This is a genomic window from Streptomyces rapamycinicus NRRL 5491, assembly GCF_024298965.1.
Taxonomy (GTDB): Bacteria; Actinomycetota; Actinomycetes; order Streptomycetales; family Streptomycetaceae; genus Streptomyces; species Streptomyces rapamycinicus.
In genome coordinates this window covers 1,024,412-1,041,267 of sequence record NZ_CP085193.1, presented here as the reverse complement: position 1 = coordinate 1,041,267, position 16,856 = coordinate 1,024,412, and the positions used below count along the sequence as shown (strand labels likewise).

At 71.6% G+C, this 16,856-nt stretch carries 17 protein-coding genes; 7 read left to right on the top strand and 10 right to left on the bottom strand.

The window, feature by feature from the left end:
- The first annotated feature begins 15 nt into the window (after positions 1-15).
- From LIV37_RS04715 to LIV37_RS04705, 3 genes are all read left to right on the top strand, one after another.
- The gene (locus tag LIV37_RS04715; RefSeq protein ID WP_020865953.1) at positions 16-624 is read left to right on the top strand and encodes a TetR/AcrR family transcriptional regulator; all 609 of its coding nucleotides are present in this window, start codon (positions 16-18) and stop codon (positions 622-624) included.
- A 117-nt stretch (positions 625-741) separates the two neighbouring features.
- Positions 742-1,626, top strand: coding sequence for an alpha/beta fold hydrolase (locus tag LIV37_RS04710; RefSeq protein ID WP_020865952.1), 885 nt, complete (start codon positions 742-744; stop codon positions 1,624-1,626).
- A 65-nt stretch (positions 1,627-1,691) separates the two neighbouring features.
- Positions 1,692-2,072 carry a winged helix-turn-helix transcriptional regulator gene (locus tag LIV37_RS04705; protein WP_020865951.1) on the top strand — a complete coding sequence of 127 codons (381 nt, stop codon included), beginning with the start codon at positions 1,692-1,694 and terminating at the stop codon, positions 2,070-2,072.
- Between the two features lie 67 nt (positions 2,073-2,139).
- Here the strand turns inward: LIV37_RS04705 and LIV37_RS04700 are convergent, their stop codons facing one another.
- Positions 2,140-2,547: a RidA family protein gene (locus LIV37_RS04700; RefSeq protein ID WP_020865950.1), complete on the bottom strand. Its 408-nt coding sequence runs from the start codon at positions 2,545-2,547 to the stop codon at positions 2,140-2,142.
- A 300-nt stretch (positions 2,548-2,847) separates the two neighbouring features.
- On the opposite strand from LIV37_RS04700, the gene LIV37_RS04695 reads away from it, so the two are divergent.
- Positions 2,848-3,636 carry a hypothetical protein gene (locus LIV37_RS04695; RefSeq protein WP_020865949.1) on the top strand — a complete coding sequence of 263 codons (789 nt, stop codon included), beginning with the start codon at positions 2,848-2,850 and terminating at the stop codon, positions 3,634-3,636.
- 20 nt (positions 3,637-3,656) lie between these two features.
- On the opposite strand, the gene LIV37_RS04690 is transcribed toward LIV37_RS04695, so the two are convergent.
- The 3 genes from LIV37_RS04690 to LIV37_RS04680 form a co-directional block, all read right to left on the bottom strand.
- A complete protein-coding gene (locus LIV37_RS04690) occupies positions 3,657-5,090 on the bottom strand; it encodes a DUF3616 domain-containing protein (protein WP_020865948.1) in 1,434 nt (477 codons plus the stop codon).
- A 224-nt stretch (positions 5,091-5,314) separates the two neighbouring features.
- A complete protein-coding gene (locus tag LIV37_RS04685; protein ID WP_020865947.1) occupies positions 5,315-6,595 on the bottom strand; it encodes a YeeE/YedE family protein in 1,281 nt (426 codons plus the stop codon).
- A 358-nt stretch (positions 6,596-6,953) separates the two neighbouring features.
- A complete protein-coding gene (locus tag LIV37_RS04680; protein WP_020865946.1) occupies positions 6,954-7,715 on the bottom strand; it encodes a FadR/GntR family transcriptional regulator in 762 nt (253 codons plus the stop codon).
- A gap of 157 nt (positions 7,716-7,872) precedes the next feature.
- On the opposite strand from LIV37_RS04680, the gene LIV37_RS04675 reads away from it, so the two are divergent.
- The gene (locus LIV37_RS04675; protein ID WP_020865945.1) at positions 7,873-8,676 is read left to right on the top strand and encodes a carbon-nitrogen hydrolase family protein; all 804 of its coding nucleotides are present in this window, start codon (positions 7,873-7,875) and stop codon (positions 8,674-8,676) included.
- On the top strand, positions 8,670-10,106 hold the full coding sequence (locus tag LIV37_RS04670; RefSeq protein ID WP_020865944.1) for an APC family permease: 1,437 nt from the start codon (positions 8,670-8,672) through the stop codon (positions 10,104-10,106). Before LIV37_RS04675 ends, LIV37_RS04670 begins: the two co-directional genes overlap by 7 nt.
- 66 nt (positions 10,107-10,172) lie before the next feature.
- Here LIV37_RS04670 and LIV37_RS04665 read toward each other — a convergent pair whose 3' ends face one another.
- Positions 10,173-11,039, bottom strand: coding sequence for an AraC family transcriptional regulator (locus LIV37_RS04665; RefSeq protein ID WP_020865943.1), 867 nt, complete (start codon positions 11,037-11,039; stop codon positions 10,173-10,175).
- A gap of 252 nt (positions 11,040-11,291) precedes the next feature.
- On the opposite strand from LIV37_RS04665, the gene LIV37_RS04660 reads away from it, so the two are divergent.
- Positions 11,292-11,636, top strand: a complete 345-nt coding sequence (locus LIV37_RS04660) for a hypothetical protein (protein ID WP_020865942.1) — start codon at positions 11,292-11,294, stop codon at positions 11,634-11,636.
- On the opposite strand, the gene LIV37_RS04655 is transcribed toward LIV37_RS04660, so the two are convergent.
- The 5 genes from LIV37_RS04655 to LIV37_RS04635 form a co-directional block, all read right to left on the bottom strand.
- Positions 11,594-12,301, bottom strand: coding sequence for a pentapeptide repeat-containing protein (locus LIV37_RS04655; protein ID WP_020865941.1), 708 nt, complete (start codon positions 12,299-12,301; stop codon positions 11,594-11,596). The genes LIV37_RS04660 and LIV37_RS04655 overlap by 43 nt on opposite strands.
- Positions 12,302-12,322: 21 nt before the next feature.
- On the bottom strand, positions 12,323-12,856 hold the full coding sequence (locus tag LIV37_RS04650) for a ferritin-like domain-containing protein (RefSeq protein WP_020865940.1): 534 nt from the start codon (positions 12,854-12,856) through the stop codon (positions 12,323-12,325).
- Between the two features lie 253 nt (positions 12,857-13,109).
- Positions 13,110-15,260 carry a xanthine dehydrogenase family protein molybdopterin-binding subunit gene (locus LIV37_RS04645; protein ID WP_020865939.1) on the bottom strand — a complete coding sequence of 717 codons (2,151 nt, stop codon included), beginning with the start codon at positions 15,258-15,260 and terminating at the stop codon, positions 13,110-13,112.
- Positions 15,257-16,249 carry an FAD binding domain-containing protein gene (locus LIV37_RS04640; RefSeq protein WP_020865938.1) on the bottom strand — a complete coding sequence of 331 codons (993 nt, stop codon included), beginning with the start codon at positions 16,247-16,249 and terminating at the stop codon, positions 15,257-15,259. Before LIV37_RS04640 ends, LIV37_RS04645 begins: the two co-directional genes overlap by 4 nt.
- Positions 16,246-16,803, bottom strand: coding sequence for a (2Fe-2S)-binding protein (locus tag LIV37_RS04635; RefSeq protein WP_020865937.1), 558 nt, complete (start codon positions 16,801-16,803; stop codon positions 16,246-16,248). Before LIV37_RS04635 ends, LIV37_RS04640 begins: the two co-directional genes overlap by 4 nt.
- Positions 16,804-16,856 lie beyond the last annotated feature (53 nt).

Below are 16,856 nucleotides of genomic sequence, written 5' to 3'. Positions count from 1 at the left end.
GGTTAGCGTGCCGGTATGGCACGGAGGAAGGAATTCGATCCGGAGGTCGCGCTGGACGCCGCGATGCGGCTGTTCTGGCGCAATGGCTACGAGGGGACGTCCACCAGCGACCTGGTGGACGAGCTGGGCATCGCGCGGGCAAGTCTGTACGGGACCTTCGGGTCCAAGCGCGGACTGTACCTGGCCGCGCTCGACCGCTTCCTCTCCGGCGGCGCGGGGCCGAGCCCGGCCGACATCCTGGCGGCGCGGACATCGGCCCTGGACGCCGTCCGGGATCTCCTGGAAACCAGCGCGGCGGCCCCGAAGCCGGACACGCCCCAGGGCTGCTTCGCGGTCAACGCCACGGTGGAGCACGGCGATTCCGACCCCGAGATCGCGCGGCGCCTCGAAGGTAATCGAAGCCGCCTCGAGACCGCGCTCTACGGCGCGCTGCTGAGGGCCCACGCGGAGGGCGAGCTGGCCCCCGGCGTCGATCCGCGATCGGCGGCGACCATGCTGGCCTCGCTCAACAGCGGACTGAAGGTGCTGTCGTGCGCGGGCGCGGACCAGCGCGACCGCATCACCACCTCCGTCGACGCCGTCATGGCGATGCTGACCCCGCCGGCGGCCGCCGCCACCGGCTGACGGCGGCGATCCACGGCCGCGCGAGCGCGGAAGACACCTGTGGCCGCCAGTGGTCCATGTCTGCGCTTATTCGAGACCACTCAGTCCCGAACCCTTGAGATCGATCATGGAGAAGCAATGATTTCCGACCATCGTGGAGCACCTCTCCGCACCGGCCGCGCCGCCGTCGACGGAACGAAGCTGCACTACCGAACGGCCGGCTCCGGCCCGGTGGTGGTACTGCTGCACGGCGTGCCCAAGACCGGCTATCACTGGCGGCACCTGGTCCCGAAGCTGACGGCGCGGCACACCGTCGTCGTACCGGACCTCCGTGGTCTGGGCGACTCCGCCCACCCCGCGGACGGCTTCGACTGCGCCACGATGAGCGACGACATCGCCGCGCTGATGGCACACCTCGGGCACGGTACCTACACCGTGATGGGCGAGGACTGGGGAGCGGTGGTCGGCTATCAGCTCGCCGCCCGGCACCGCGATCACGTCGAGGCCCTGGTGTTCGCCGAGGCGCTGCTGCCCGGGTTCGGCTTCGAGGACCACACCGCCCTGACCCACGAGAACGTCTTCGGCGGGATGTTCCTGTGGCATCTGGGCTTCTACTTCCAGCCGGACGTACCCGAGATGCTGATCGCCGGGCATGAGCGCGAGCTCATCACGTACATGCTGAAGGAAGAGCGCAGCTACCCCGACACCGCCACCGCGGACGCGATCGAGGAATATGTGCGCTGCTACTCCATGCCCGGCGGTATCCGCTCGATGCTGGCGATCTATCGGGCGATGCTCGTCGACGCCGGGCAGAACCGGGAGGCGGCGCGGACGAAGCTGGACATCCCGGTGCTGGCGCTCGGTGGCGACGCGTTCATCGGTGACCGGAACGAGGCCCAGATGCGGCTCCTCGCTCACGACGTCACCGGCCACGTCTTCCAGGCCGGACACGACCTCGCCGAGGAGGTGCCGGACGAGGTGGCCGACGTGCTGCTGACGTTCCTGAACGACCGGCTCACCTGAGCCGAGTCTGCCCCTCGCGTCCGTGCTCTCTTGTGGTGACTCGGGAACCGTAGGAGAGTGGCCTTATGGGGACCAAGCAGTACACGGGCTCGCCCGAGGACGCCGATCTGATGCGCGCGGACTCGCTGGCGCGGGAGATCTTCGCGGATGTCGCCAACAAGTGGGCGTTCCTGATCATCGAGTTCCTCGGTCAACGCACCCTGCGCTTCAGCGAGTTGCGGAACGAGGTCGAAGGCATCAGCCACAAGATGCTCACCCAGAACCTGCGCATGCTGGAGCGCAACGGCCTGGTCGAGCGGAAGGTGCACCCCACCGTGCCGCCACGGGTCGAGTACACCCTCACCGAAGCGGGCCGGGCACTGCGGGCGACGGTCGACGGAATGTGCGGCTGGACGCATGCGTACCTCGGTCATATCGAGGAATCCCGCCGCCGCTTCGACGCCTGAACGGGCGGAGTGCTCACCCGGGTCGCGCGGGGGCCCCCCGAGAGGCGGGGCCCCCGCGCGGCCGCGCTCAGTCCAGGACCGCGGTGGCCTCGATCTCGACCAGATGCTCGGGCACGTCCAGCGCCGCGACGCCCAGCAGTGTGCCCGGCGGGACCGGGGTGACCCCCAGCTTCGCGGCCGCCCGAGCGGCCCCCTCCAGGAACTGGGGCATCTTGTCGGGGGTCCAGTCGACGACGTAGACGGTCAGCTTCGCCACGTCGTCGAAGGAGCCACCGACCTCGGCCAGGGCGGTGGCGATGTTGAGGTAGCACCGCTCGACCTGAGCGGCGAGATCGCCTTCGCCGACCGTGACCCCATCGGCGTCCCAGGCCACCTGCCCGGCGATGTGGATCAGCCTCGACCCGGTCGCGATCGACACCTGTCGGTACGCGTCGATCTCCGGCAATCCGCTGGGGTTTACCAGGGTGATGGCCATACTGCCTGCTTTCTCGTCATGGGAGCCCACGGGCTCGCTCGCCGCCACGGATTCCAAGAGCCATCGCTCTCTCGCGGTTACTCGGAAACCGTAAGAGAGTGGTCTCTGGTATGGAAGAACGCACTTTTCGGTGACCGAGGAACCTTTTGGTGACCGACGGGGCGAAGCGGTCCGCGCACCGGTCGCGCGGACGTCCGGCCTTCCTGGTTTGTCATGTACGGGCTACAGTGCGGGTGATGCATGGGAGCGCTCCCAAGCTCCGGGCGCTCCCGATCCTCCCCACCAGCCGAAGGATCTCCCATGACCTCCACACCACACCGCGCCCTGGCCGTCGCCGCGGTGGCCGTGGCGGTGGCGCTGACCGCACCGGCCGCGCCACGGGCCTCGGCACAACCCGCGGCCTGCGCCGCCAACGGCTTCTGCGAGGACTTCGAGTCCCAGACCGGAACCACCCCCGGGGGCCGCTGGACCACGGCCGTGGCCAACTGCTCGGGCACCGGCACCGCCACCGTGGACACCACGACGGCGCACGGCGGCACCAAGTCGGTGCGGATCACCGGCAAGGCGGGTTACTGCAACCACGCCTTCGCCGGCACCTCGCTGTCCGGCCTGCCGTCCGGCGGCGACCTCTACGCCCGCTTCTGGGTCCGCCACACCACCGCGCTGCCCGCCCAGCACGTCACGTTCGCCGCCCTGCGCGACGCCAACGACAACGGCAAGGACCTGCGCATGGGCGGCCAGAACAAGGCGCTCCAGTGGAACCGCGAGTCGGACGACGCCACCCTCCCCGCCCAGAGCCCGGCGGGCGTCGCGCTCAGCACCCCGTTGCCCGTCAACACCTGGACCTGCCTGGAGTTCCGCCTCGACCGCACCGCGGGCCGCCTGGACACCTGGGTGAACGACGGGCTCGTCACCGGCCTGGTGGTCGACGGCACCCCGACCCAGGACGTCGACCAGCAGTGGCTGAACCGGGGCGGGTGGCGGCCCGCCCCGGCCGATCTGCGGCTGGGCTGGGAGAGCTACGGCGAGGGCGACGACACCCTCTGGTACGACGACGTGGCCGTCGGCACCTCCCGTATCGGCTGCTGACGAGCCGGAGGTTCTGGGGTTCAGGGGTTCAGGGGGAAGCTGACCGACCGGGACTTCTTCCACTCCGCGTGCTCCAGGTCCTTGGCCTCCGTGCCGTCCCCGTACAGGTCGGCCGAGCCCCCGTCGGTGATGACCTGGGCGCGGGCGCCGGGCGCCGCGAGGTCGGGCACGTCCACCACGATCTCCCAGCCGCCCGGGTCGGCCGTCGGCAGGTCGAGCCGCTTGACCGGCTGGTGTCCGGCGACGCCGTCCCAGGAGTAGAGCGCGTACGGGGCGCTGTTGTCCTCGGCGGCCCAGGAACCGGCCACGATCAGGTACTGGCCCTTGTCGCCGCGGCGGATGTCGCGGACGCTCAGGCCCCCGAGGTCGAGGGCGATCGGCTCGCCGAAGGTGGCGTGGGTGTCCTTGTCGCCCACGGACCGGGCCAGTTCGTCGGCGTTGGTGACCGGGACCAGCAGCGCCTTGCCGCCGTCGGCGGGCGGCACCAGCGGCGCCCGGAAGCCGATGTACGCGGTGGATCCTGACCCGGGCGCGAACTCCAGGCCCTCCACGTTGAATCCGTCGATCTGCTTGGGCACCTGGCCGTCCGCGGTGCCCTTGGCGAAGCCGAGCCGGTCGCCGTTGGCCTTGTCCCAGTCCACCAGGTCGTCGCGCAGGCCCTGGTACGAGCCGCCGACCTCGAGGTCGGTGTCGGCGCCCGAACCGGAGACGGTGGTGGTGAAGAGGGTGAAGCGGTCCTCCTTCGGCTCACCGTCCTTGTTGTTGCCCAGCGAGCCGGTCCAGTAGATGGTGTCGCCGACGCGGGCCGCGCCCTCGATGTCGATCTCCTTGTCGACGTCCAGGTCCGAGCTGACGTCCCAGGTGCGCACCGGGGCGCCGGACGCGTCGCGCCGGTACAGGCGCAGGACGTTGGACTCGTCGTCGGCGACGACCATATGGCCGCCGCCGACGTCCACGGCGGCGGAGGAGTCGCTGGAGCCGGTCAGGTAGCGGGTGTCGGCGGCGTTCCGCACGGCGCCGGAGGCCGCGTAGTGCAGGGTGGTGGTGGCGCTCTTGCCACCGAGGCCGGTCACCTTGAGCGTGAGGTCGGTGTAGCCCTTGCCGCGTGCCCGTACGGCTACCTCGCGGGTGGCGCCGGTGCCGGTCACGGTGACGTCCCCGGCCTGGGCGACCGAGCCGTGGGTGGTGGCGGTGGCGGACACGGTGAGCGCGCCCGTGTCGGCGCCGCTCTGGCCGACCTGCACGGTCACCGTCGGGTCGCCGGTGGCGCCGACGGCGCCGGACAGGTACGAGGTGGTGAGCTTGATGGTCGGCGTGCCGTAGCCCGTGCTCCCGGCCATCGCGGAGCCCGGGAGCGCGGACAGCGTCACGGCACCGGCCACGAGCGCCAGCGCGGCGGGGAGGACCCGGCGGGTACGGCGCGGGGGAGCGGCATGGGACGGGACCGGGACCATCGTGAGCACCCTTCGTCGGCTGCGGGGCCGGTCGGCGGACCGGCACACCGTCCTGACGATGGATCATCTACATGGCGTGAGCATGAACGATCATCGAACATGCACCCCTGATGACCTATGAACCGCTCATGACCCATGAACCGCTCACGACTCATGAGCCACTCGCGGTCCATGGACTCCCGGCTCCCTGGACCCCGTGGCCCCCACCCACGGGCCCGCCGCCGTCAGCAGACGCCGTCGCCCGGCTTCGGGTTCCCGAGCCCGAAGAACGGCCGCAGCTTCAGCCCGGCCCAGGTGCCGAGGAGGGCGAAGGCGCCCCAGACCCAGCCGTGCAGGCTGCCGGAGGCGATGCCCGCGAGATAGGCGCCGATGTTGCAGCCGCCCGCCAGCCGGGCACCGATGCCCATCAGCACGCCGCCGAGCACCGCCGCGGTCGCCGTACGCCACGGCACGCCGCGGTGCAGGGTCCAGGTGCCGCCGAGCGCCGCGGCGACCGCCGCGCCGATCATGATGCCGATGTCGGTGAGGCTGGTCTTGTCGGCGAGCACGGGCCCCGCGAGCATCTCCTTGTTCCCGGGCTGCTGCCACCAGCTCCAGCTCTCCGGGTGGCCGCCGAGCGCGCGTACCAGCTCCGAGCCCCACAGGCTGAAGGCGCTGGTGACGCCCCACGCGCCACCGGAGACGAGCAGTACGCCGGCGCCCAGCACGGCCAGCGCCAGCGCGCCGACCGCCAGCGGCCAGGAGCCGCGCAGCACACGGGCGGCGGCACCGCGCGCGGAGGGCACCGGGCCGATCGGCGGTGGGTTGCGGCGGGCCTGGATGCCACGGCTGACCAGGACGATGGCGGCGAGCACCAGGATCGTCACCGCCCAGGAGCCGAACCAGCCGATGTGGTCCGCCATGACGACCGGCTCCAGCGAGGGCAGGTCCTTCCACAGGTCGAACTGCCAGGCGGCCAGGGTGGCGCCGCCGATGAAGCCGCCGAGCGTGAGCACGATCGACGTCTGCCCCGAGCCGACCGCGAAGAGGGTGCCGGAGGCGCAGGCGCCACCGAGTTGCATGCCGACGGCGAAGAGGAACGAGCCGATCAGCAGCCCGAGCCCCAGCGGTCCGCCCGAGGGCGCCGGAACGGATCCGAACAGCCCGGTCTTCGTGCCGATGAGCAGGGCGAACAGCGTGGCCGTCGTGCCCAGCAGCAGGGCGTGGGCGCGCAGCCCGGTGCCGTTGCCGACGGCCACCAGCTGCCGCCAGGCGGAGGTGAAGCCGAAGCGGGAGTGGAAGAGGGCGACGCCCAGGGCGAGGCCGAGCAGCAGCAGGACGCCGGGCTTGGCCCCGTGGGCGGACCATACGTACGCCGTCAGCGCCGCGGCGAGCAGCCCGGACACGGCGAGCGGCACCGGCCGCACCGGCGGCGCGGCGGGCGCCTCCGGCCGCGGCGCGGAGGTGGGGGAGGGGGACAGCAGTGCGGCGGTCTTCGCCGCATCGGCGGGCGGGGCGGTGGTCACGTGCGGGCTCCGGAGATGAGGGAGAGGGGATGACGCTGGGCGGGAGGGCCCGGCCGGACGGCGGCGCCGAGGCGGCGGCGCGCGGTGGGGGCAACCGGCTGGTTCCGGCTCAGCGGCGACAGTGGCCGTCGTCGACGCACCACGCCGAGCTCGCGAACAGCGCGAGACAGAGCAGACGGGCGGGTGCGGACATGTACTCCAGGATATGGTCCGGGTTTCATGAATTGGACCCCGGTCTCACCATGCGATCTGTGGAGTCAGCCACAGACGGAACGGAGTCAGCCACAGACGGAACGGAGTCGGCCACAGACGGAATCGGCCATGGACGGAATCGGCCGCAGGCGCGGATGGCCCCGGGTCAGCCGTCCTCGCCCCGCTCGGCGGTGTCCGCGAGGCCGACGTACATCGAGTGGTGCAGCTCCGCCACATGGTCCCGGAGGAGGGCGGCCGCCGAGGCGGCGTCCCGCGCGGCGAGCGCGGCCCGGATGGCCTTGTGCTGCTCGTTGCTGCCGCGGAGGTAGTCCAGCGGATACGGCAGGAAGTACGCGTACAGCTCGCCGGTGACCCGCTCGTACATCCCCAGCGCGGAGGGCAGCCCGGCCCCCTCGGCGAGTGCCAGGTGGAACCGCTTGTCGCTGGCGTGGAACTCGGCCCAGCTCTCGGCCGCGTCCATCTCCCGGACGCACTCGTCGAGCCGGTCGAGCCCCGGCCGGCCGAGCCGCTCGGCGGCCAGCTGCGCGAAACCGGCCTCCAGCACGATGCGCTCGTCGATCAGCCGGTGCACCCGTTCGCTGTCCTCCCGGTACGCGGCGACCTGCGCCACGGTCCGGCGGCGCGGCCGCTCCGCGATGAAGGTGCCGCCCGTACGCCCCGGGCGCCGCTGGACGACGCCCTCGCGCTCCAGGGTGCCGAGGGCCCGGCGGACGGTGATCTCGCCGACCCCGAGCGCCGCCGCCGTGGCTTGGACATTGGGCAGCCGTTCGCCGGGCGCCAGCAGGCCCAGGTCCACCGCCAGCGAGATCCGGGCCCGTACGGTGTCGACGGCGCTGGTGCGGCGGATCGCGGCGAGGGCGCTGCTGGTCAGGGCGCTCGGTGCGCCGGACGGTTCCTGGGTCGCCATTCCCTCAGCGTAGGCATCCCGCCCCGTGGCCTCCCCACGGTCCTCGGATGGGGGCCGCCGCTTTGCGGAACCGTTACCTCCGGGGGTTTACCTGATCAAAGTGAGCATGTTTTCATGGCTCGCATTCACCCCTGGACGCCCACTGTCGAAGGCACTGATGAAGATCTCCGGACTGCAGACGGCGGGAACACCCGGCGACGTCGACGCCAACCTCCGCGAACTGGACGCGGCATGCCGCCGGGCCCGGGCCGAAGGCGCCGAACTCCTGATCACCACCGAGCTGTTCATCACCGGCTACGACATCGGCGACACCGTCCGGGACCTGGCCCGCACCGATCTGCTCTCCCCGGCCCAGGAGATCGCCGCCGCCCACGGCATCGCGCTCGTCCTCGGAGCCCCCGAGTACGACGACGGCGCCTACTACAACAGCGCCTTCCTCATCGACCCGGCCGGAGCGATCCTCGGCCGCCACCGCAAGACCCACCTCTTCGGTGAACTCGACCGCGAGTACTTCACACCGGGCGACCGGACCGCTCCCGTCATCGACTACGCGGGCGTCCGGATCGCGATGCTGATCTGCTACGACGTGGAGTTCCCCGAGAACGTACGGGCCGCTGCCCTCGCCGGCGCGGACCTCGTCGCGGTCCCGACCGCCCAGATGCAACCGTACGAGTTCATCGCCGAGCACCTGCTGAGGGTGCGCGCCTGGGAAAACCAGATCTACATCGCCTACGTCAACCATGACGGCGACGAGGGTTCACTGCGCTACGTCGGCCGCAGCTCCATCGTGAGCCCGTCGGCGACCGTGCTGGACAGCGTCGAACACGGCAACCGGCTGCTCTTCGCCACCGTGGAACCGCACACGGTCCGGACAGCGCGCAAGGCCAATCCGTATCTGGCCGACCTCCGGCCAGACCTCTTCACCCCGTCCGCCCGCGCCACCAAGGACCCGTCATGCTGACCGACCCCGAAGTGCACGCATCCACCCCGCAACAGGCCAAGACGAATCTCTCGGGGCGGCTCGGCACCGGTGCCATCGTCTTCATGGTGATCGCCGCCGCCGCGCCCCTCACGGTGGTCGGCGGCAACGTCCCGCTCGCCATCGCCGGCGGCCCCGGGGCCGGAGCCCCCGTCGGCTTCGCCCTCGCCTCGCTGGTCCTGCTGGTGTTCGCGGTCGGCTTCGTCACCATGACGCCCCACATTCCGCAGGCCGGAGCGTTCTACGCGTACGCCACCCGTGGCCTGGGGGACCGGGTCGGAGTGGGCACGGCCGCCGTCGCGCTCGTCGCGTACACGGCGATCCAGGTCGGCGTCTACGGCTATCTGGGATGGGCCGTGAACGACGTCCTCCACACCTTCGGCGGGCCGTCCCTGCCCTGGTGGGTGTGGGCGCTCGCGGCGCTCGGCATCGTGGCCCTCCTCGGCTACCGCCATATCGACCTCAGCTCCAAGGTCCTCGGGGTGGCACTCGTCCTGGAGATCGCGGTGGTGCTCGTCCTGGACGCCGGGATCTTCGCCCGGGGCGGCGCCCACGGTGTCAACGCCGAGTCGTTCACCCCGCATGCGGCGTTCTCCGGCCCGCTGGGTGTCGCCGTGCTCTTCGCCATCACCGGATTCATCGGCTTCGAGGCCACCGCCGTCTTCCGGGACGAGGCCCGCGACCCGGAGCGGACCATCCCCCGGGCCACCTACCTCGCCGTCCTGATCATCGGTGGGTTCTACACGCTGTCCTGCTGGGCGCTGGTCCTGGCGGCGGGCACCGATGACGCCCCGGCCGTGGCCCAGCAGACCCTGGACGGGCAGGGCAACATGCTCATGGACACCGCCCAGGCCTACGTCGGCACAGCGCTGCGGGACGTCATGCAGGTGCTGCTGCTCAGCAGCCTCTTCGCCTGTGTGCTCTCCTTCCACAACGTCATCGCCCGCTACACCTTCACCCTCGCCCGCAAGGACCTGCTCCCCGCACGGCTGGGCGCCGTCCATCCGCGCCACCACTCGCCGTCCGTCTCCTCGGTCGTCCAGACCGCCACCGCGCTGGTCCTGGTCGTCTGCTGCGCGGTCGCCGGACTCGATCCACTGGTGGGCGTCTTCGGCTCCATGGCGGGGGTGGCGACGGTCGGCATGATCCTGCTCATGCTCATCACGTCCATCGCCGTGGTCGCCTTCTTCGCGCGCGACGCCCGGCTCGCCTCGGGCAGGGCCTGGCAGACCCGGATCGCGCCGGTGCTGGCCGTGGCCGGACTGCTGACCGCGCTGTGGCTGGTGTTCTCCAACTTCACCCTCGTCACCGGCGTCGGTGTGGGCGCGAGCGTCGTCCTCGGCGTCATCCCCTTCCTCGCCCTCGTCGCGGGCCTGGTCCGAGGCCCCCGCGGCGCGCGGGAGCGGATGTGAGAACCGTCCGGTCCGGCCGCCCGGGCCAAGGCACGGGCGGCCGGACCGGCGCACGGTACGAAGGCGTCAGACCGCGGTCCGCTCCACGGGGATCCACAGCTCCGCGTCCGCCCGCGCCCCGTCCTGCGACAGCCGGGTGCGCAGGATCTCCGGACCCGGCCTGCTCTGGTACGGGTTGGACGGGAACCACTGCGTGAAGACGTCCCGCCACAGGTACTGGAGCGCTTGCGGGAACGGCCCGGAGTTCTCGAAGACGGCCCATGTCCCCGCCGGGACGGCCAGCGTGTCCAGGTCCTCCGGAGCGGCGGCCCCGGTCACCACCCCGTGGTAGTAGTCGAGTTCGGTTCCCTCGGCCCGGCTCGGGTCGAGGTTGTCGCTCACCCCCAGGATCCCCTCCGGCTCCTGATCGGACAGCGCGGCGATCCGCCGTATCGTCTCCTGGCCGATCCCCCGGATGAACTCCGCGATCCCCGGATTCACCCCCTCATGGACGAGCGGCACACGGACCTTCTTGCCGACCACCTGGAACCGGTCCTTCTCCACGACCCGGTATCGCATACTGCTGCTCCCTTCGACGATGAGACGGAAGGACATCCGCGGCTGGGAGCTCAGCGAGGCACCCGCCCGCCGGGCCTCGCCCGGGCCCACACCGTGCATGGCCCGGAACGCCCGTGCGAACGCCTCCCCCGAGCCGTAGCCGTAGCGCACCGCGATCTCCAGGAGCGTCCGCTCCCCGGCGAGCACCTCGGCCCCCGCGAGGGTGAGCCGTCTGCGCCGGACGTACTCCGACAGCGAGATCCCCGCCAGCGCGGAGAACAGCCGCCGGAAGTGGTACTCCGACGTCATCGCGATCCGCGCCAGTTCGGCCACCTCGATCCGCTGATCCAGACGCGACTCGATGTGGTCCAGGGCCTCGTTCAGCCGCTCCAGCACCTCGGTCTCCTTCCTTGACGCTCATCACGTTAGGAAGTCGGCACCCTGCCGGACCCGACATCCTGTGCCCGGTCCGGTCGGGTATGCCGGTCCGTCACGGGCCGCCCGGGCCGTCGCTTTGCCCGGATTCCGGCGGGGGTTCATCTGTACGCCCGTTCGGTCACCGTTTCATCACAAGGCATACATGGCCCTCCCACTTCGCCGCCGCCGAGCCGCATGATGCACCCCACCATCCACGCACCTGGGAGACTCATGGGCACCCGCACCGTCCAAGCCGCGGCAGTCCTCGCCATCACCCTGCTCCTGACCGGCTGTTCCACCGGCGGTGACGCGAGTGACAAGAGCACCCCGACCGGCACCCCGGCCGCCGCCGAGAAGGCCCGGGTCACCCGGGCCTGTGTCGATGCCATCGCCGACCGGGCCGCCGCCCACAAGGGCGGAGCGGTCCGTTCCCACCCCGTCCCCGCGCCCTGCGCCCGGCTGTCGGACGCCGACTATCTGGACGCCTATATGAAGGGTCTGGAGCAGGCGCACCGTGCCGCGAAGAAGACCTCTCAGGGGGAGACCGGCAAGGCGGCGGAAGGCGGGGAAAGCTGACCCGAGGCCCGGTTCGCCGCCCGGTCCAGATGGTCGGCGCAGGACACCCGTGCGCTCGACCGGGAGCCGTCCGGGCAGAGGACGTTCTCCCAACTCGTCGTCGAGATGTCCGCGTCCCGCAGCCGCGCGCCGCGGAGATCGGAGTCGGACACCGTGGCTCCGGACAGATCGGCGCCGCTCAGATCCGCTCCGTTGAGGCCGACATGGGTGAGGGACGCCGCCCGCAGATACACGTCGTCCAGCCGTGCGCCCTCGAAACTGACATCGGTGAGCAGAGCCCTGCCGAGCCTGGCGCCGCTCAGATCGGCGCCGCGCAGATCGACCTGCGAGAGGGTGGCGGAGGTGAGGTCCGCCCGCCGGAGGTCGGCGCCCCGCAGATCGACGTTCTCCAGCGACACCGCGGCCAGCCGTGCCGCGTAGAGGTTGCCGCGCCGCAGATTGGCCTCGGACACCAGCCCGGTCAGGGTGGACCGTTCGAGATTGACGCACCGCAGCTTCTTCTGCCACAGGTCGCCACCGGCCACGGCGCGGCTGGAGAGATCCTTGCCCGTACGGCCGGAACAGCTCCGGCCGTGGGCGTCGCCCTCCCCGCACCCGGCGAGCAGGGCCGAGGACAGGGCGGTCACGATGAGGCAGGAGAGCGGGCGGGGCCACCGCGTGGTCATGAGCCGACCCGTCACAGGCGTTCAGACGCCGATCAGATCCACCAGATCGTCGGCGTGCTCCTCCTCTTCCTCCAGGATCGACTCCATCAGCCGGCGGGTGGTCGGGTCGTGTTCGCCCAGCCAGCGGATGATCTCCTGATAGCTGGCGATCACGATGCGCTCGGCGAGCAGATTGTGCTCCAGCATCGCCTTCAGATCGTTGTCGGGCGGGGTGGTGTAGTCGGTGTGGGAGCGCTGGGGCAGCGAGGCGGGGTCGAAGTCGGGGTCGCCGCCGAGCTGGGAGACGCGTTCGGCGGCGCGCAGCGCGTGCTGCATCTCCTCCTTCGCGTGCTCGGTGAACTCCGAGGACACCTGGGCGCGGTCGATCCCGCTGGCCGAGATGGCGTGACGGGTGTAGCGCAGCCAGCACACCACCTCGGTCGCGATGACGTCATTGAGGATGCCGATGACCCGGTCCTTGTCCAGACCGTAGGTGTCCGTCACCGGGCCCGCCGCCATCTTCCGGCGGGCGTCGTCGCGGATCCTGGTCACGTCCAGTACGAAGTCGTCGCTCATCGGTGCCCTCTCTGCTCTCCTCGGCTCCGGCGAGTGTTCCCCGCCGGGGCCCGGAGGGAAGCGGGCGGAGCGGGAAGATGACTGGATCGCCGCACAGCGCCAGCCGATCGGCGGTATCCCGGGGCCGGTGCGGCCTCGACGCGGTGTCAGATGTGGCGGGTGGAGAGGTTCATGCGGCGTGCCCGGTACTGACGAGCTCGGCGCCCGCCGGGTGGGAAACCTGGCGGGCGCCGAGCACTCGACGGTGCGAGGGTCAGCCCGCGTGACCGGGCTCCGGCACGTTCGTCCCCGCCGACAGGACCCGGTCCGGGCGGATCGGCAGGTTGCGGTGGCGGACGCCGGTGGCGTGCCACACCGCGTTGGAGATCGCCGCCGCGGCCCCCACGATGCCGACCTCACCGACGCCCTTGATGCCGACCGGGTCGTCCGGGTCCGGGTCGTCCACCCAGTCCGCCTCGACGACCGGCACATCGGCGTTCGCGGCGAAGTGATAGCCCGCGAGGTCGGGCGAGACGAGGCCGCCCGAGGCCCGGTCCCTGACCGCCTCCTCGTGCAAGGCCATGGAAATGCCCCAGATCATTCCGCCGACGAGCTGGTTGCGCGCGGTCAGCGGGTTGACGATCCGGCCCGCCGCGAAGATGCCGAGCATCCGCCGCACCCGGACCTCTCCGCTGGTGACGTCCACGGCCACCTCGGCGAACTGCGCGCCGAAGGAGTGACGTTCCTTATTGGCCAGGGCACCGATGGCCTCGGTGGTGTCGGACCGCGCGGTGATCCCCTCGGGCGGGATGTCGCCGCCCAGGGCCAGCCGCTCGCGCAGTTCGCTCACCGCGATCGCCACCGCCCACGCCCAGGAGCGCGTGCCCATCGAGCCACCGGCGAGCATCGCCGGGCCGAGGTCGCTGTCCGCCATGACCACCCGGACCCGCTCCGGGTCCACCGCCAGCGCGTCCGCGGCGATCAGGTTGATCGCGGTCCGGGCGCCGGTGCCGATGTCCGCCGCGTTGATGCGCACGGTGAAGGTGGAGTCCGCCTCCGCCGTCACGGCCGCCGTGGACGGCCCGGCGCCGGAGTGGAAGCTGGCCGCCGCCATACCGGTCCCGAGCAGCCAGCGTCCCTCGCGGCGCACCCCCGGACGGGGGTCCCGGTCCGCCCAGCCGAACCTGCGGGCGCCCTCCTCGTAGCAGGCGACCAGATTGCGGCTGCTGAACGGCAGGCCCGAGACCGGGCCCCGGTCGGGCTCGTTGCGGACGCGCAGCTCGATCGGGTCGATGCCGGTCTTCTCGGCGAGCTCGTCCATGGCGCACTCCAGCGCGAACGAGCCCGGTGCCTCGCCGGGCGCGCGCATGAAGGTCGGGCTCGGCACATCGAGCCGTACGACCCGGTCGCTGGTGTAGTGCGCGTCCGCGTCGTACATCACGCGGCCCACCGTGGCGCTCCGCTCGATGAACTCGTGGACGGTCGACGTGACGCACTCGGACCGGTGGTCGAGCACCCGCAGCCGCCCCGACTCATCGGTGCCGAGCCTGACCCGCTGCGCGGTGGGGCTGCGGTAGCCGATCGTGGAGAACATCTGGCGGCGGGTCATGACGACGCGCACCGGGCGATGGAGGACGGTGGCGGCCATGGCGGCGGCCACCTGGTGCGGGCGGGTGGTCTTGGAACCGAAGCCGCCGCCGACGTGCTCGGACCGCACCCGTACCGACTCCGCGTCGAGCGAGAAGATCTGCGCGAGCTCGGCGGCCACCATCGTGCTGCCCTGGTTGGAGTCGAAGACCTCGAGCCGGCCGCCGTCCCAGTGGGCCGTCGCCGCGTGCGGCTCCATGGGGTTGTGGTGCTCTTCCGGAGTGGTGTACTCGGAGTCCACGACGAACGTGGACGCGGCGAGCTCGGCCTCGACGTCGCCCTTCGACGCCACCGCCGGTCCGAAGGGCGAGTCCGGAGGGGTGTACATATCCGGGTGGCCGGCCGTGAAGCCGATGTCGTGCGGCTCCTGGTCGTACCGGACGACCAGCGCTTCCGCGGCCTCCCTGGCCTGCTCGGGCCGCTCGGCGAGGACCAGCGCCACCGGCCAGCCCATGAAGGGGACGCGGTCGTTCTGGAAGACCGCGAGGATCGGGTCGGGCTTCCCGATCATGCCCATGTAGTCCAGGTTGACCCGTGGGGCGTTCTCGTGGTGGAGGACCGCGAGGACACCGGGCATGGCGAGCACCGGCTCGGACTCGACCGAGCTGACGCGGCCGCGGGCCACGGTGGACAGCACCATCCAGCCGTGGGCGAGGTCGGGCAGGGGGATGTCGCCCGAGTAGCGGGCCGCTCCGGTGACCTTCTCCCGGCCCTCCACGCGGGTGCGCGCGGTGCCGAAGGCGCCCGTCGTCGTGGTGGTTCCGGTCGTCGTGGTCATCGGGCGGCCTCCTCGGTGAGTTCGGTCAGCAGGGCCACGACGAGGTTGCGCATCAGCGGCACCTTGTATCCGTTGTGGGGCAGCGCCTCGGCGGCGGCCAGTTCCGCGTCCGCGGCGGCGGCGAACGCCTCCGCGGTCGCCGGGCCCCCGGTCAGCGCCCGCTCGGCCGCCAGCGCCCGCCACGGCCGGGAGGCGACCGCCCCGAACGCGAGGCGGACCTCGTGGACGACCCCGTCGCGGACGTCGAGGGCGGCGGCGATCGAACCGATCGCGAAGGCGTAGGACGCGCGCTCGCGGACCTTGCGGTAGCGGGAGTGGGCGGCCACCGGGGCCGGGGGCAGGGTGATACCGGTGATCAGCGCGCCGGACGGCAGCGCGGTCTCCAGGTGCGGGGTGTCGCCCACGGGCAGATAGAAGTCCGCGAGCGGCAACTCGCCCGGCCCGTCGGCGGTTTCGTACCGTACGACGGCGTCGAAGGCGGCGAGCGCGACCCCCATGTCCGAGGGGTGGGTGGCCACGCAGTGCCCGGAGGCGCCGAGGATCGCGTGGTTGTGGTGCTCACCCTCGATGGCCGGGCAGCCGCTGCCGGGGAGGCGCTTGTTGCAGGGGCCGGCCACATCGGTGAAGTAGCCGCAGCGGGTGCGCTGGAGGAGGTTGCCACCGACGGTGGCCATGTTGCGCAGCTGCCCGGACGCACCGGCCAGGACGGCCTGGGTGAGGGCCGGGTAGCGGCGCCGCACCTCGGGGTGGGCGGCGAGATCGCTGTTGGTCACGGTGGCCCCGATGCGCAAGGCCCCGTCCGGCGTCACCTCGACGTGGTCCAGGGGCAGTTCGCGCACGTCGACCAGGCGTCCCGGCCGCTCGACACCGGTCTTCATCAGATCGACCAGATTGGTGCCGCCGCCGAGGAAGCGCGCGTCGGGGTCGGCGCCGAGCACGGAGACCGCCTCGGAGACCTCGAGGACCCGCTGGTAGCCGAACTCCTTCATGCGAGGGCCTCCTCGGTCCCGGCCGTGCGCGCCTCGGCCGCCCGCGCGACCGCCTGCACGATCGACACATAGGCGCCGCAGCGGCACAGGTTGCCGCTCATCCGCTCCCGGATCTCGTCCGGGCTGAGGGGCGGGGGCCCCGCTTCGGGGCGGACATCGGCGGTGGCGGCGCTCGGCCAGCCCGCCGCGTGCTCCTCGATCACCGCGAGGGCGGAACAGATCTGCCCGGGGGTGCAGTAACCGCACTGGTAGCCGTCGAGGTCGAGGAAGGCCTGCTGCACCGGGTGCAGCTCGTCGCCCTCGGCCACGCCCTCGATCGTGGTCACCTCACGGCCCTCGGCCGCCACCGCGAGCTGGAGGCAGGAGACGGCCCGACGGCCGTCGATCAGCACCGTGCAGGCACCGCACTGGCCCTGGTCGCAGCCCTTCTTGGTGCCGGTGAGGTCGAGCTGCTCCCGCAGGGCGTCGAGCAGGGTGGTGCGGTGGTCGACGGGCAGCGTGTGTTTCTCGCCGTTGATGGTCAGCGTGATGACGCTGGACGTCGATGGGGCCATGATCAGCCTTCTTTCGCGGGTGTGGTGCGCGTTGAAGTCGTCCGATGGAGGGC